15 protein-coding genes are annotated in these 15371 nt (G+C 72.3%); 7 read left to right on the top strand and 8 right to left on the bottom strand.

The features are described 5' to 3' along the window. The first annotated feature begins 74 nt into the window (after positions 1-74). Positions 75-452, top strand: coding sequence for a nuclear transport factor 2 family protein (locus tag ACGFW6_RS02220; RefSeq protein WP_393503613.1), 378 nt, complete (start codon positions 75-77; stop codon positions 450-452). Between the two features lie 260 nt (positions 453-712). Here ACGFW6_RS02220 and ACGFW6_RS02215 read toward each other — a convergent pair whose 3' ends face one another. From ACGFW6_RS02215 to ACGFW6_RS02200, 4 genes are all read right to left on the bottom strand, one after another. Then, positions 713-850 carry a hypothetical protein gene (locus tag ACGFW6_RS02215; RefSeq protein WP_393503610.1) on the bottom strand — a complete coding sequence of 46 codons (138 nt, stop codon included), beginning with the start codon at positions 848-850 and terminating at the stop codon, positions 713-715. Between the two features lie 275 nt (positions 851-1125). Beyond that, positions 1126-1872 (bottom strand): phosphotransferase family protein, encoded by a 747-nt coding sequence (locus tag ACGFW6_RS02210; RefSeq protein WP_393503607.1) that lies wholly within the window; start codon positions 1870-1872, stop codon positions 1126-1128. A 110-nt stretch (positions 1873-1982) separates the two neighbouring features. Beyond that, positions 1983-4469, bottom strand: coding sequence for an FtsX-like permease family protein (locus tag ACGFW6_RS02205; protein ID WP_393503604.1), 2487 nt, complete (start codon positions 4467-4469; stop codon positions 1983-1985). Further along, the gene (locus ACGFW6_RS02200) at positions 4466-5281 is read right to left on the bottom strand and encodes an ABC transporter ATP-binding protein (protein ID WP_393503602.1); all 816 of its coding nucleotides are present in this window, start codon (positions 5279-5281) and stop codon (positions 4466-4468) included. Before ACGFW6_RS02200 ends, ACGFW6_RS02205 begins: the two co-directional genes overlap by 4 nt. Positions 5282-5610: 329 nt before the next feature. Here ACGFW6_RS02200 and ACGFW6_RS02195 point away from each other — a divergent pair, with 329 nt between their 5' ends. Next, positions 5611-6483, top strand: coding sequence for a GNAT family N-acetyltransferase (locus tag ACGFW6_RS02195; protein WP_393503599.1), 873 nt, complete (start codon positions 5611-5613; stop codon positions 6481-6483). A gap of 118 nt (positions 6484-6601) precedes the next feature. Here ACGFW6_RS02195 and ACGFW6_RS02190 read toward each other — a convergent pair whose 3' ends face one another. Both ACGFW6_RS02190 and ACGFW6_RS02185 read right to left on the bottom strand, forming a co-directional pair. Beyond that, positions 6602-8488: a LamG-like jellyroll fold domain-containing protein gene (locus ACGFW6_RS02190; protein ID WP_393503596.1), complete on the bottom strand. Its 1887-nt coding sequence runs from the start codon at positions 8486-8488 to the stop codon at positions 6602-6604. 167 nt (positions 8489-8655) lie between these two features. Further along, positions 8656-9546, bottom strand: a complete 891-nt coding sequence (locus tag ACGFW6_RS02185; protein ID WP_393503594.1) for a S1 family peptidase — start codon at positions 9544-9546, stop codon at positions 8656-8658. Between the two features lie 332 nt (positions 9547-9878). Here ACGFW6_RS02185 and ACGFW6_RS02180 point away from each other — a divergent pair, with 332 nt between their 5' ends. After that, positions 9879-10865, top strand: coding sequence for an LLM class flavin-dependent oxidoreductase (locus ACGFW6_RS02180; protein ID WP_393503591.1), 987 nt, complete (start codon positions 9879-9881; stop codon positions 10863-10865). Positions 10866-10899: 34 nt separating this feature from the next. Here the strand turns inward: ACGFW6_RS02180 and ACGFW6_RS02175 are convergent, their stop codons facing one another. Continuing rightward, positions 10900-11661: a DeoR/GlpR family DNA-binding transcription regulator gene (locus tag ACGFW6_RS02175; RefSeq protein ID WP_393503589.1), complete on the bottom strand. Its 762-nt coding sequence runs from the start codon at positions 11659-11661 to the stop codon at positions 10900-10902. 89 nt (positions 11662-11750) lie between these two features. Between ACGFW6_RS02175 and ACGFW6_RS02170 the strand changes: the two genes are divergently transcribed. The 3 genes from ACGFW6_RS02170 to ACGFW6_RS02160 are packed head-to-tail and all read left to right on the top strand — an operon-like array spanning position 11751 to position 13616. Next, the gene (locus ACGFW6_RS02170) at positions 11751-12953 is read left to right on the top strand and encodes an MFS transporter (protein WP_393503587.1); all 1203 of its coding nucleotides are present in this window, start codon (positions 11751-11753) and stop codon (positions 12951-12953) included. Positions 12954-12982: 29 nt separating this feature from the next. After that, positions 12983-13201 (top strand): hypothetical protein, encoded by a 219-nt coding sequence (locus ACGFW6_RS02165; RefSeq protein ID WP_393503584.1) that lies wholly within the window; start codon positions 12983-12985, stop codon positions 13199-13201. 7 nt (positions 13202-13208) lie between these two features. Further along, positions 13209-13616 (top strand): HAD-IA family hydrolase, encoded by a 408-nt coding sequence (locus ACGFW6_RS02160; RefSeq protein ID WP_393503581.1) that lies wholly within the window; start codon positions 13209-13211, stop codon positions 13614-13616. Positions 13617-13791: 175 nt separating this feature from the next. Here ACGFW6_RS02160 and ACGFW6_RS02155 read toward each other — a convergent pair whose 3' ends face one another. After that, positions 13792-14583, bottom strand: coding sequence for a DUF4253 domain-containing protein (locus tag ACGFW6_RS02155; protein WP_393503578.1), 792 nt, complete (start codon positions 14581-14583; stop codon positions 13792-13794). A gap of 164 nt (positions 14584-14747) precedes the next feature. On the opposite strand from ACGFW6_RS02155, the gene ACGFW6_RS02150 reads away from it, so the two are divergent. After that, positions 14748-15314, top strand: coding sequence for a PadR family transcriptional regulator (locus tag ACGFW6_RS02150; RefSeq protein WP_393503576.1), 567 nt, complete (start codon positions 14748-14750; stop codon positions 15312-15314). Positions 15315-15371 lie beyond the last annotated feature (57 nt).

Genomic DNA, 15371 nt, shown 5'->3' with positions numbered 1-15371 from the left:
AGCCCTCCGGGCAGGCCGGCACGAGCTGTTCGCGAGGTGAGCGCGATGCGTGAAGCGGCTGGTACTACTGGTGCATGCAGGAAGAGATCGCACGTTCCGCCATTGACACGTTCATCTCCGCGTTCAACGCCTCGGACGACAGCTATGTGACCGGTCTGCTCTCACAGGCCCTGACCTCGGACGTGGTGTTCTGGGGACCGCTCGGCCGTAGCGAAGGGATCGAGGCGGTCGAACAGTTCGTACTGGACCTCCGGCGGCACCCGGCCGGGGCAGGCACGATGGTGCGCTGTTCGGCGGTGGACATGCCGGACGAGTGGGCGCGGTACCAGTGGGTCTTCACCACGCCCGGCGGTGGCCCCCGCCTCGCGGGGACGGACGTCGTCCATCTGCGGCGGAGTCTGATCGACCAGGTCATCGTCTTCGCGGGGGAGATCGAGAAGTCCGACGCCTGACCCGTCGTGGCTCAGGCGCTGCCCGTCGTCCTCCACCGGCAGGCCGGGCGAACCGGGTCCCTTCATCCGGCGGGGGAGTCCTGCTCGAGGAAGTCCCGCAGGGCGGTGACCATTTCGGCGGGGGCTTCGAAGGGCCAGAAGTGGCCGGAGTCGAAGAGGTGCACGCCACTTCCTTCCGACAGCTTCGCGAGGACGTCGGGGTCGGTGTAGAACTCGCGGGGCTGGAGGGGGGCGTCGGCTCCCTGGAGCAGCAGGACAGGTCAGGTCCACCGAGGGATGAGCCGGGTGCGTCGATCGATCCATTCCTGGTGGAACGACGACGAGTTGAAGTAGCGGGGGACGGCGGTGCTGATGCCGTCGTAGCTGAACTCCTGCACGGTTCGGACGAGGTCGGCCACCTTCACTCACGTTCACCGAGCACGGAGTAGGCGGTCACGACGATGCGGCGGGCATCGGCCAGGAGGGCGGGGGCCTCGGGTGAGGTGAACAGGTCCTGCTGCGGGTGGAGGTCGGGGTGGAGGTGCCAGAGGTGCTGCTGCCCTCATCAGGAAGTGAGCGCGTCAAGGAATCGGCGCCGCTCGCGGGCGGTGCCGAGTTGTGGGTGGTGCAGGCTGGTGGGTGCGTCAGGCACGCGGAGTCGGTGTGCCTGCTCTCGATGACGCCGGGGCGTGCCTCACAGCCGGGAGCGCAGCACGTCGACCTCGCAGCCCGGTGCGAACGGGTCGAAGCCGTGATCGAGGAGCCAGCGAACCGCCAGCAGGCTGCGCAGCGACCACCAGGCGTGGATCACGTCGAGGTCCACGTCGGTGCCGTAGCCGGCGAAGAGGTCGCCGAGGTGCTCCTCGTGTCCGAGGGCCAGCGTGGCGAGGTCGTACAGGGCATCTCCTCGGCCCGCCTCGGACCAGTCGATGATGCCGGTGATCTCGTCGCCGTCGACGAACACGTGCGCGATCTGCAGGTCCCCGTGGGTGAACTCGGGAGTCCACGGCCGGAGCGCGGCCTCGGCGACCTGGCGGTTACGGGTGACGAGGCCGGCGGGCAGGACGCCGTTCCTCACCAGCCACGCGCACTCGGCGTCGAGAGCCGCCGCCAGCTCGTCCGGGCCTCGGCCCGCTCGGCCGTGCCAGGACGGCGGCGGCCCGTCGTGCAGTTTCCGGACGGCGGCACCCGCCGCCTCCCACGCCGCCGGCGACGAGGTCGACGGCTCGCCGAGGCGGCCGAGCGCCCGTCCCGGGACCGCGGCGATCGCGAGCACGGGCGGCCTGTGCCACAGGACCCGCGGGGTCGGCACCGGCGCCAGGGCCATCGCCGCGACTTCGATGTCGATGCGTGCCTGATCGGGGTCCACCTTCAGGAACACGTCACCGACGCGCAGGGTCGCCCGCTCGGCATGAGCGACGACGACTTCGACCTCGTCCATGGGCGACCAGTATCCCGAGGGCGGTCACCGACGTCTCCGGGTTTTGTCGCGGGCGAGGGCGCGGCTGACTCCGTCGACGCCGTGAAAGGCGAGGATCGGCGAGGCAGGCCCTACTTTCTCAACGCCGCCCTCGCCGGCAGCGTCACCGCCACCAGGCCCAGTCCCACCGCGCCCCCGGCGAAGGCCGCGTACAGCAACGGAGGTACGTACGGCCCCTCTCCGGTCAGGCCCCGCATCATCGGGATCAGGGTCGCGGCGGCGATGGCCGTGCCGAGGACGATGCCGGCGAGGGTCACCAGCAGGCCCTCCCAGTGCAGCATCCGCATCACCTGACGCCGGGTGGAGCCGATGAGACGGAGCATGCCGAGCTCGCGGCGGCGGTCGAGGACGGTCATGACGAGGGTGTTGACGGCGGCGATCGCAGCGAAGCCGCCGAGGACGCCGGCCATCGTGTAGTTGGCCCAGGCGTTGAGCTCGCGGTCGGTGTTCTGCTCCACGACGTACCCGGACGCGTCGGTGACCCGGCCGAGCGCGGTGAGAGCCGCCGCGTCGCCGCCGCGTACCAGCAGCACCCGGTCGAAGCCCGAGGTGACATGGGGCGCCAGGGACGCGCGGTCCATGGTCACCGCCGCGAGGCCGAGTCCGCGGCCGTACACGGCGACGACCTCGGGGCTGGACATGGTGCCGTCCGGAAGGTACAGCGGCAGCTCGTCGCCGACCTCGACCTTCGCGGATGCCGCGAGCGTCCTGTCGATGGCGATCCGCCCCTCACCGACCCGGTCGAGGCTGCCGCCGCGCACGTCGAGGTCCTGCACCTCGGCGAGCTCCTCACCGGAGCCGGAGATGCCCTGCGCCGTCGAGCCCTGCAGCCACCGGTCGCCGCCGGATCCGACGGGCACCAGCACCTGTGCGTCGAGGAGGCCCACGGCGGCCTCGACGCCGGGCGCCCGGGCGGCTCGGGCGGCGGCGTCGGCCGGCAGCCCGTCCGGGTCCGTGACCACGTGGTCCGCGGTGACGCCCGCGCGCAGCTGTTTCGCGGCCACGTGGCTCTCGCTCGTGTGCATGAAGACGAGCGTCGAGGCGAAGGCCATAGCCAGCACGATGGGGGTGATCGCGGAGGCCAACCTCCGGGCGTTCGTACGGGAGTTGGCGGCCGCGAGGGACGCCGGGGCGTCGCCTCCCCGCAACGCGAGCCCGAACAGCGCCGCCCACAGCCGTGCCACCAGCGGGCCGAGGAGCGCGACGGCGAGCATGAACAGCATGACGACGCCGAGAGCCGCGTTGGCGGCGTCGTCCCCGGCCGAACGAGCGGCGACGACGGTGAGGAACCCGCCGCCGACGAGAGCGCCCAGACCGAGCACGACACGGATCACGCCCGGCCGCAGCCGCTCCACCGACGCCTCGGTCAGCGCCTGTCCCGGTTTGATCCTCGCGGGCCTGCGCCCGGCCGCCCAGCCGGCGGCGAGCGCCGTCAGCAGCCCCGTGCCGACGGCGACGACGAGCGGGATCCAGGAGACGTGCAGCTGCACGGCCTCAGGGACGGCCCCGCGGTCCTGGAGCTGTCCGAACCACCAGTGCGCGAGACCGATCCCGGGCAGGCACCCCACCACACCGGCGAGCGGCGCGACGAGCAGCGCCTCGGCGGCGACCGCGCGGCGGATCTGCCGCGGGGTGGCCCCGACGGCGCGCAGCAGCGCGAACTCGCGGGCGCGCTGGGCGACCGACAGGGCGACCGTGCCGGACGCCGTGAAGACGGCGACCGCGGCGGCGATTCCGCCGAAGGAGCCGCCGAGGCCGGTGAGCATCTCCTTGGCGTAGCCGAGCCCCCGGTCCTCGACGCCACCCCGGCTGTCACCGGTGTGCACCTGGGCGCCGGAGCCGGCCAGCGCCTTCCGCACGCCGGCGGCGACGGCGTCGGTGTCGACCCCGTCCTCGGACAGTACGGCGATCGCGTCGGCCTTGCCGGGATGGCCGGCGAGCACGGGAGACCGGGCGTCCGCGAACCAGACGGTGGGCCCGTCGGACACGTCACCTGACCCGCCCTCCGCCAGCCCGGAAACGCGGAAGCCGGCCCGTCCCGTGGCGGTTTCGAGGGCGACGGTGTCGCCGACGCCGGCCTTCGCGGCGCGCGCGGTGGCGGCGTCGAGCACGACCTCGCCGGTCCGGGGCGCGACCCCGGCGGTGAGCGCGGCACCGGTGAAAGCGTGCGATCCCCAGCCGTGGCCCGTCAGCGGGCCCGCGTCGTGGCGCACCGGGAACGTGAAGTCCGGCACCGCCGCCGTCACGCCGGGCACGCGTGCCGCCCCGTCCGCGAGAGCGACATCCACCCGCGCCGCGTCCGGCAACGGGTCCGCCGACTCCGACCGGTCGTCGCCGCTGCCCGTGACGAGACGGGCGTACTGGTCCGCCGCCGCGACGACCGGCGCCTGCGCGTACCGCTGCGGCGGCACCGAGGCGCGAACCCCCGTCTCCAAAAGGATGCCGCAGGCGGACACGATCAGCGCCGCCATCATCAGCGCGACGAACGTGCCCGCGAACGACGCCGGCTTGAAGCTCACGGCCGCGCGAGCAAGGCCGTTGGGGACGAGGCTCCTCACGCCGCGGCCCTCACCATCGCGCCCGTACGGGACGTGAGGGCGGCCATCCGGGCGGCGATCTGGTCCGCCGAACCGCGGTCGAGACTGCCGGCGAGGACACCGTCGGCGAGGAACAGCACACGGTCCGCCCAGGCGGCCGCCACCGGGTCGTGGGTGACCATGACGACGGTCGCCCCGAGGGCGTCCACCGCCTGCCGGAGCAGACCGAGGACCTCGGCGGCGGTACCGGTGTCCAGGGCCCCGGTGGGCTCGTCGGCGAAGATCACGTCCGGCCTGGTGACCAGGGCACGGGCGATGGCGACCCGCTGCTGCTGGCCGCCGGAGAGCTCGCCGGGCCGGGACCGCGCCCTGTCGGCCAGTCCGACCTGCGCGAGCACCTCGGCCGCCCGGCGGCGGTCGCGGCGCTGCCCCGCGAGGCGCATCGGGAGCAGCACGTTCTGCTCGGCGGTGAGGGAGGGCAGCAGGTTGAACGCCTGGAAGACGAAGCCGAGGCGGCTGCGGCGCAGCTCCGTGAGCCGGTTCTCACGCATGCCCGTGATCTCCGTACCGCCGAGGCGCACCGAACCGGCCGAGGGCCGGTCGAGACCGGCGGCACACTGGAGGAAGGTGGACTTGCCCGAACCGGAGGGGCCCATGACGGCCGTGAACGTGCCGCCGGCCAGGGCGAGGTCGATGCCGGCGAGCGCGTGCACGGCGCCTGCTCCCCGGCCGTACTGCCGCCGGACACCGCGCAGTTCGACGGCGAGACCGGGCGTGCCCTGCGCCCGAGGCGGGTCGTCCGTCTTCTCGCGCTTGCCCTTGCGCAGCCCCATGGTCCGCCCTCTCGCGATCTTCTCCAGCCGATGACTCGACGCTACGGATCACGGTGATCGCGGGCCATGGTGGCTGCTGGCGCATCGCGGGTGGGGATAACCCGAGGCGCTCCCTGAGGTGGCCCCGTGAACCCGCGGCCATCTGGTGCCGGCGGGCGCACAGTGGTCTTCTGCCGCCGGGGCCGGGGCCGGGGCCGGGGCCGGGATCGGGGGCGAGGACGGGGACGGAGACGGAGACGGGGCCGGAGACGGGGCCGGGGGCGTGGACGAGGCGGGGGCGTGGACGAAACCGTGTGCTGCGGAGCCCCGCACATCCGGGACCATGAACCATGCGCCCGGACGACTGGCAACTCACCCACGACATCGACCACTTCCTCGCCCGAGCTGGGGACTTCCTGCGCTCGCGGCCCGCCCTGCACAACACGCCGCTGACCGACATCGAGAAGCTGCGAAAACGCGGGCCGGAAGCACACGCGGGCGATCCCGCCGTCCTCGGCCGACTGGAGTCAGGAGGCGAGGTCCGCGGCATCTGCTACCGCACCCCGCGCGGATACCTGAACATCACCCCCCTCGCCGCCGAACAGGCCGGCACGCTCGCCGCTCACCTGGCCGCCCTCGGCCACCGCCCCTCGGGCGTGATCGCGGACCACGACACCGCCACCGCCTTCGCCGAGGCTTGGCGGCGGCACACGGGCGCGGTGCCGACGCCTTTCTGGCGGACCCATCTCTACCGACTGGGCACGCTCACCCCACCCCGGCCACACCCGGAGGGAAGGGCGCGTACGGCGGGCGCGCGCGACCATGCCCAAGTCGTGCGCTGGTGCCGTGAGTTCTGCGTCGAGGTCGGGGAGCAGCACTCCATCGACCTGATCGACGCCGGTTCCTGGGCCGACTCGCGCTTCGGCGACCGGCACTTCACGTTCTGGGAGACCCCGGAGGGCACCCCCGTCTCCCTGGCGGCCGCCACCACGATGGTCGCCGGCATGATCCGGGTGGACCCGGTCTACACCCCGGCCCACCTCCGGGGCGGCGGTTTCGCCGGCGCCGTGACGGTCGAGGTGAGCCGTGCCGCGCTGGCATCGGGCGCTACGGACGTCGTCCTGTTCACGGACCCGGCCAACCCCACCAGCAACGCCCTCTACCAGCGCGTCGGATACGTCCACGTGGCCGACTTCACCGGATACCGGTTCGCCGGTCGATGACCTGGAGCCGGGGTGGTGGGGCCGTGAGGGTGGGGCGGGGCGCCGGCCGGCAGGCGTCCATCCGCGGCTGCCGGCCGACGCACACGGCCCCGCCGTCACGTCCTCGCGCGCAGGCCGCTCAGTCGAAGGGCGTCAGGAAGTCGCGCGGGGACAGGGCCCGACTCACGATGCGGGTGTCGCCGATCCACCCGTAGAAGCCCTGCCCGAACTTCTCGTCGAACTGGGTGGCGCCGATGACGAAGGGCTTGCCCAAAGTGGTGATGCCGGTCGACGGCTGCGTCGGGTTGCGGGCGATCCTCGAGCCGTCGACGTACATCACCGTGCGTCGGCCGTCGTTGACGAGCGCGATGTGCATCCAGCGGCCGACCGGCACGGCGTGGCTCCAGGACGTCGGGTCGGCGTCCTGCGCGTAGGGGTAGACGACGAACTGGAGGAACCTCTCCGGAGACAGGTTGAGGCTGCAGGTGGGTTCCAGCGGGGACCAGCCGGTGGTCTTCCCGGCGTCGCCGTTGCGGCCCTCCCAGCTCAGGATGCCCATCCAGCTGTGGTCGCCCTCGAAGGGCTCCGGCAGCATGATGTGCGTCTCCAAGGTGTAACCCCGGGTGAACTTCGCGCTGTTGACGGGAGCGCCCGCGGCCGTCGTGAGGATGGCGCCGCGGTCGGGGCTCTTGCCGCCGTCGAAACGGAGGCTGGCGTGCGCCGGCTGGTTCGGGTGATGGTCGGCGGACCAGGTGAGGGCGTCCGGCCCGCTCGCGTGCAGCCGGCTCACCGTCAGATCGTTGCCGTTGCCCGTGAGGTCGCGTACCCGCACTCCGTCGGCCACGGGCGCACCCGGGGTGCCGGCGGCGGTCGTACCGGAGGTGTCGAAGCGCCAGTAGGCGACCGTGCCGCGGGGCATGACGGCGGACGCGGGACGCGGCTTCGGCGCGGGGACCGGCGCGAAGCCCTTGAAGCGCTCGTCGAAGTCGATGCTGAGGCTGAACCGGTCGGTGGGGCCCGTCAGTTCGATCGTCTCGGCCTCCAGCGGCGCACGCTGCTCGGGGTCACGGGCGAGGAACCACGGCGAGAACGTCTCGACGTCGATGACGCCGCGCACCACGTCGAAGCCGTAGAGGCGGATCATGCCGGCGCCGCCGTAGTAGCGGTCCTGGTAGTTGGTGATATGGACGTGGACATCGTTGTCAGCGTCGTTGGTCAGAACGGTGCGCCCGGGCGGCCAGTAGTGGCCGCCCAGCGCGAGGAAGATCTGGTCGTTGCCGCGGATGAGCCCGTCCCACAGCCGCTTGCCGTTGTCCGACAGCTGCGCCGCGCCCTCGTCGTCCGACCAGGCGATGTCATGCGTGGTGAGGACGGCGGGCAGCGTCGGATGCTCGTCGAGCACACCCTGCGCCCACCGCAGCCCCTTGTCCGACACCCGCCAGTCGAGGGCGAGTACCAGCCACTCGCGGTCCGCGGCGCGCAGCACGTGGTAGCTGTTGTAGCCGTCGGGGGAGGCACCGCGGAAGGTCGGCATCGACGCGTAGCGCTCGGGACCGAACGCCGCGAGATAGGCGGAGTCACCACGCTGGTCGTCCGTGGACGAGCGGATGTCGTGGTTCCCCGCCAGGACGCTGTACGGCACCTTGCCGTGCAGGCCCCTGAAGGTGTCGGCGGCGAGCTCGATCTCCTCCTCGGTGCCGTGCTCCGTGACATCGCCGAGGTGCGTCATGAAGGCGATGTTCGCCTCCTCCCGCTCGGCGACGAGGTAGCGGAACGTGGCGCGCAGCGGCGCCGGGTCCGCGCTGTCGGCGTCGAAGAGGTACTGCGTGTCGGGAAGCACGGCCAGCGCGAACCGCGGACTCTCGGTGTCGAACCGCGACCGACCGCTGCTGACGGCCGCCGAGTCGGCCCGCGCCGGTCCCGCGCCGGCCGCCGTGACCACCGCACCGGCCGCGGGTATCGCGACCGCGGCCTGCAGCAGGACACGTCTGTCCAGTCGTCTGCGGTTGTCCTCTGTACTGCTCATCTGCCCTCCAGGTCATGAATGTCGACGTAGGAAGGCACAGTGCTGACCGGCCGTGGCCACGTGATGGCAACAGGCCGAACGGCGGACCCACAAACGGCGAATGGCCGCTCGTGGGGCCGCCGGGCACCTCGGGCGCCGCTCGGTGGACGGCGCGGGCGGGCGTGTCGTCAGTAGACGGACAGGCCGTACGCGCTCAGCACCTCCCCGATCGGCTGGTAGTAGGTGGTCCCGCCCGTGGCGCAGTTGCCTGAGCCGCCGGAGAGGATGCCGATGACCTTGTCGCCCGCGTACAGCGGGCCACCGCTGTCGCCGGGCTCGGCGCAGATGTTGGTCTGGATCAGCCCGCTGACGATGTCGCCCCCGCCGTAGTTCACCGTTGCGTTCAGGGCGGTGACCACGCCGCACCGGACCCCGGTCACCGCGCCCCGGGTGCAGACCCGTTGGCCGACGTACGCGGACGCCGTCCCGGTCACGTCGACCGTGCCGATCGTGCCGGGGTGCGGCACGGCCGGGTTGGCGTGACGGACGACCCCGAAGTCGTTGCCGGGGAAACTGGTGCCGGTGGTCGGGCCGATGGCCGTGTCCAGCGCGGCGCCGGTGTACCAGGTGGCCGCACCCTCGGTGCAGTGTCCCGCGGTGACGAAGTAGTAGGCGGACCCGCTCTGCACATTGACGCCCGCCGTGCAGCGGCGACCGCCGGCGTAGACGCCGTCGCCGCCGGACAGGAGCGTGCGCAGCCGGCCGTCGACCCGTTCGAAGGTGACGGCATCGGTGAGGCGGCCGGTGGCGTGGCGGAGCCGGGCCAGCTCGGTGCCGCTGACCGTCGAGTCGGCGAGGACGCGCAACTTCCCGCTGCGCTCGTCCACGGCCCACGCCGTCCCGTCGATCCCCAGGGACGCGACGGCCGAGGCCGAAGCGGAGAGGGAGGACGGCGCGGGCCGGGCGGTGGGCGCTGCCGTCGCGCTGGTACCGGACACCGTGAGGGCGGCCACTCCCAGCAGGCTCAGCGCGTAGGCGATCGGCCGAGAGCGTCTGTTGGTGGTACGGCGTGCTGTCATCCCGAATCTCCCCGAGGACGGTCGGACGGTTTCGGGCACGCCGGGTCGTCACCGGGCGCGCCGGCTTGCCTGCCGTGGTGCTGGTGTCGTGCGGGATTCGAAGGCGAACGCGAGCCCTCGTCGTGGCTTCGTCTACGACGCCGGGCGGAGGCGAAGCAGGCTCATTGTGCCCGGGCGGGGTCCGGCGGGGGTAGGGCGCGTTCGGTCGCGGTGTGCGCGCCGCGTCGGGCTCCCGTGTGCGAGTCGAAGGAGCCCCGGCTCCGAGTGGCCCTGCGTCGGGCGGGTGGCGTGAAATCCCGCTCGGGTGCGGGAGGTTGGGCCATGATGATCACATGATGGCTGTGCCGCTCTCCGTACTGGAAGTCGCGATGGTTCAGGCCGGCGGCAAGGCCGCCGACACCCTGCGCGACACGACCGTGTTCGCCCGGCGGGTCGAGGCCATGGGCTATCGGCGACTTTGGTACGCCGAACATCACCATTCGCCCGCCATCGGTGCCTTCCCGCCGGTCGTGCTGATCGCGCACGCCGCCGCGTCGACGTCGACGATCCGGCTGGGTTCCGGGGGTGTTCTCGCTCCCCACCACAGTCCGATCCTGCTGGCCGAACAGTTCGGCACGCTGGCCGGGCTGCACCCGGAGCGTGTCGACCTCGGCATCGGACGAGGTCCGGGAACGCTGGACGAGGCGACCGCGCGGGCGCTGCGGCGAGGAGCGGGACCGACCACCGACGACGAGTACCGCGACGGCGTGGCCGCCACCTTGCGGTTCCTCGTGGACGAGGTCGCGCTCGACGACCTGCCCGAGCCCTGGCTGCTCGCCTCCAGCACCGCCGGTGCCGCGCTCGCCGCGGACCTGGGCCTGCCGGTCGCCGTCGCCCACCACATCCGCCCCGACAACACCGCTGCCGCGATCGCGGAGTACCGGGCCCGCTTCCAGCCCTCGCGCTGGTGCGACAGCCCGCGTGTGCTGCTGTGCGTGGAGACGGTGTGCGCTCCCACGCCGGAGGACGTCGAGTGGCTCGCCGGTCCGATGAACGTGGTCAAGGCCGGGCTCCTCCAGGGCCGCGGTGACTTTCCCTTCCCGACACCGGCCCAGGCGGCAGAGCACCGCTTCACCGAGCAGGAGTCGCAGGCCCTGGCCGGCTTCCGCGCCCAGCAGGCCCACGGCACGCCCGACACCGTCGTCCGGCGCCTGACAGAGCTCGTCGACGCAACGGGGGCACAGGAGTTGATGCTGGTCACCCCCGTGTACGCGGTGGAGGAGCGTCTGCGGTCCTACGAGCTCGTCGCGACGGCCTCGGCCGTCGGTTCGATCGCCTGAGGTCCGGCGCTGATCCACGGGCGCCGTGCCGAGGTCAGACGGCCTTCACCACGACGCCGGCCCGTTCCAGCGCGGCGACCTCGTCGGCGGGCGCCGTTCCGTCGGTGACGAGCGTGTGCGCGAGTGTCGCCGGGCCCACGTGGGCGTAGGCGGTGTGGCCGAGCTTGCTGCCGTCGGCGGCGACCAGGACGCGGCGCGCGGAGGCGATCGCGGCCTTCTTCACGGCCGCGTCGTCGAGATCGTAGGCGGTCATGCCCTCGACGGCGCTCAGACCGCAGCAGCCCATGACGGCGGTGTCGAAGCGCAGGGCCGCGAGGGACGCGAGGGTCAGAGGGCCGGTGAGGGCGCCCTCGGCGGCCCGGGGCCGCCCGCCGGGCACCATCAGCCTGGCCGGGTTCGAGCCTTCGCCGAATACATGGATGGCCTGCAAGGACAGGGGCATCACGGTGACCGGTCGTCGGCGCAGCAGGTGGGCGACCTCCAGGCACGTCGTGCCGCTGTCGAGGAGGACGGTCTCACCGTCGGCGACGAGCGAGGCGATCTCAGCCGCGATACGGCGCTTGGTCTCGACGCCCTCACGCGCGCGCAGCGCGAAGGGGGGCTCCTCGCCCCTCAGCAGCAAGGTCCGTGCGCCGCCGCGGACCCGTTCGAGGACGCCTTGCGCGGCCAGCGCGTCGAGGTCCCGGCGGATGGTCATCTCGGAGGCGCCGGTCAGTTCGGCGAGTTCCTGGACCGTGACCCTGCCCGACTCCCTGACGGCCTGCGCGATCACCCCGTGCCGGTCTGCGTTGCTCATGCCACGATTCAACACCGCACGAAACGAACAATCAATATGTGCGAAACGCCAGTGTTCAATCGTCCTGCGTGTTCGTTACGGTTGCCTGTATGGATCACTCCCTCCGAGCCGCCCGAGTGGCGACCTTCGTCTACTTCATCCTGTGCGGCGCCTTGATGGGCACCTGGGTGGTGTACATCCCCGCTGTCGAGGAGCGCGTGGACATCAGCCACGCGACGCTCGGGGGATTCCTGGTCCTGCTGGGGCTCGGAGCCTTCATCGGCATGCAGGTGGCCGGGCGGCTGACGGACCGGCTCGGAGCGCGGGTCGTCGTCCCCGTCACCGGCGTGCTGTGCAGCGCCGCCCTGGTGCTGCCCGGCCTGCCCCGGGAGCCGTGGATGCTGGCAGGGGCCCTGCTGGTGTTCGGCTTCTGCAACGGCTCCCTGGACGTGAGCATGAACGCGCACGCCGTGCACGTGGAGAAGGCGTACGGCCGCCCCGTCATGTCGGCCTTCCACGCGACCTTCTCGGTCGGCGGTGTCTTCGCCGCGGTCGTCGGAGCGGCCACGGCGGGCGCCGGCCTGAGCCCGGCCGTGGCCATGGCCGCCGTAGGAGCGCTCGGCATCGTGATCGCTCTCGTGTCGGCGCGCGCCCTGCTGCCGGCCGCACCCACCGCTGCCGACACCGATGTCGTCCCGCAGGCCGAGCGGACGCCGGCCACCGAGCGCCGCGGCGCCGGCGGCCGCATCTGGCTGCTCGCCGCCCTGGCTCTGATGGTGATGCTGTGTGAGGGTGCCGCCAACGACTGGAGCGCCCTTCACCTGAAGGACATCCTGGGCGCGTCCGCGAGCACCGCCGCCTTCGCCTACGGCACCTTCGCGGCGACGATGACCATCGGCCGGCTGCTCGCCGACCGCCTCGCCGCCCGGTTCGGGCCCATGGCGATCCTGCGTCACGGCGCGGCCACCGCCGCCGTCGGCATCACCCTCGTCGCCCTCGCGCCGTGGATGGGGGCCGCGTTCGCGGGCTGGGCCCTCTTCGGTCTGGGACTCTCCGGCTGTGTCCCGCAGCTGTTCAGCGCGGCCGGGCACGCCGACCCGGCCGCCGCGGGCGCCAACGTCTCCCGTGTCGCCGGGCTCGGCTACGTCGGCATGCTCGCCGGTCCCGCCGTCATCGGCTGGCTGACCCACCTCGTCCCCCTGAACCAGACCTTCCTGCTGCTCACCCTGCTGTGCGTGATCGCAGCCGTGGCCGCGGGAGTCCTGCGCACCGGAGCCGACCGCACCCGCGAGATGTCCGCCAGCAGCCACTGACCCCCTCGGGATGCGGAGGTCCCGCCATCATGCGCACCGACCGGAACATCGTTCTGTTCGACCTCTTCGGGGTCGTCGCCCGTCACCAACGCCCGGGCGCGCTGGAGAAGATGGCCGCACGCTGCCACGCGCCCGTCGACGCCTTCACGGCGGCCTACTGGGCCTGCCGCGAGCCCTACGACGCGGGCCGGCAGTCCGCGTCCGAGTACTGGGGGGGCCGTACTGCGCGGGCTGTCCCGACCGGGTGACGCCGGCATGATCGAGGAGCTGCGCCTGACCGACATCGACAGCTGGTCCCGCGTCGACGAACGCATGGTGGCCTACGTCCGCTCCCTCCGCGCCGTCGCGGAGGTCGCGCTGCTGTCCAACATCCCCTCCGACCACGCGGACGCCTTCCTCGTCGCGAACCCCTGGCTGTGCGATCTGGACCACGTCGCCTTCTCCGGGAAGATCAAAGTGGCGAAACCGGACCCTGCGGCCTTCCATCACTGCGCCGTCGCCATGCGGGCCGCCCCGGCCGACTTCCTCTTCGTCGACGACCGGGAGGAGAACGTACGCGCCGCGCAGGCCACCGGCATGAACGGACACGTCTTCACCGACCGCGACGGGCTGGCAGCCGTCGTCGACACCTGGCTGCCGACTCGACGCCCCACGCGGAAGTGACACGGGTCCTGAACCCGGCTCCGCGTGACGGGACTTGGGACGGCGGCGATCTACCGCCCGTGCGCGAGACCCCGTTCGTCCTCGACGGCGGGCTGGACGAGTGCGAGGAGGTTGCCTTCGGGGTCCTTTGTGACGGGTTCCCCCTTCACAGGGGCTTACGGCCGGCCCTCACACCTCAGTCCCACCAGAACGACCAGGAAGTCCGCCCCACGAGGTCCGTCGCGTACTCGGGGAACGGCGTCGGAGGGTCGTCGACGATGTTGTCCGCCGTCGACAGCACATGCTCCAGGGCGAGCAGGTCGGCGTGCTCCGCTGCGGCCGGAGGGCGCGCGACCGACACGTGCAGCTCACCGCCGGAGACCGCCACGACCTGAGCGCCGAAGCGGTCCTCCCAGCTCCGCAGCAACGCGCACAGCAGGGGCAGGGGCGCCTCCGCCGACCAGCCGATCAACGCCAGGGCGTCGCTGCCCCGCACGGCAGGGACGAGAACCAGGCGGCAATCCTCCAGCCCGAACGGGCCGGTATCGATGAGCCGGGCCACCAGGCTCGCCGCAGCCTCCTCGGGCGTCGGGCCGCCTGACGTGGCCGGCATCCGCGGCGCCAAGCCCGGCCATTGCTCGAAGGGCGGCCCGGGGTCGTGCGGCCACGGCTCGGTGTCTTCGTCCTCAGGTGCCGGGTCCGGCGTCCGGTCCGTCCAGTAGGGCAGCCGCCTGCGGCGGTACTCGGCAAAGTCGGCGGCCAGCACCTCTTCCAGCCGGACGCCGTCGACCTGGTCGAGGCGGAGCGGCTTTCCGATGGCTTCGAGCGGGCAGAGGAACGGGACCGGGCCGCCTGCGCCCTGCTCGCTCAGCAGGCGTGGCCACAGCCGGTCGATGTCCTCAGGGAAGTCGTCGGAGACCCAGACGGGTGCGGAACCAGGGGGCAGGAACCGGCCGGGAGGCAGGCCACCGGGCAAGGCGAACGGCATGGTCGCACCGTAGACCGTGGCACTGACAGCGCAGCCACCGGCCAGGCCCGAGGCGTCCCGCTCGTCAATGATCCGGACGAAACGCCCTGCCCCGCCGCGTGACCCCTGTCTCACCCGGGCGGCGCCCCTTGGCTATGCAACGAGTTGCATATGAAGATCGAGGCATGGCGCTCGAGCACGCGATCCTCGTCTCCCTGCTGGAGAAGCCGGGCTCCGGCTATGAGCTGGCCCGGCGGTTCGACCGGTCCATCGGATACTTCTGGACCGCCACGCACCAGCAGATCTACCGCGTTCTCAAGCGCATGGAGAGCGACGGCCTGCTCGCCGTGCGCGGGCTGTCGCAGCAGAGCCGGCCGGACAAGAAGGAGTACTCCGTCATGGGCCCCGGCCGCGCGGCGCTGTCCCAGTGGCTGCACGAACCCATCGAACCCGAGAGCATCCGGCACGAACTCGCCGTCAAGATCCGTGGCGCGGCCTTCGACGACCCGTCCCTGCTGATCCGCGAGGTCGAACGGCACCGTCAGGTGCACAGCGACCGGCTCGCCCACTATCTCGCCGGAGAACTGCGTGACTTCACCGGCCCGACGGCCCCCACCCCGCTCGACGCCGGACAGGAGCTGCAGCACGTCGTGCTGCGCGGCGGCATCGCGTACGAGCGGATGACGGTCGCCTGGCTCGACGACGTACTCGCCACCCTCCACCGGCTCCGCACGCCGCACCCGCGCACCTGAGCAGCGGGCCACCGCCGCCCGCGCTCCACCAACTTCATTCCCGCACCCTCACCCTCA

It is taken from the genome of Streptomyces sp. Y7 (assembly GCF_043195415.1).
Taxonomy (GTDB): Bacteria; Actinomycetota; Actinomycetes; order Streptomycetales; family Streptomycetaceae; genus Streptomyces.
The sequence above is the reverse complement of the archived record's forward strand: the minus strand, read 5'-3'. Positions and strand labels throughout refer to the sequence as shown.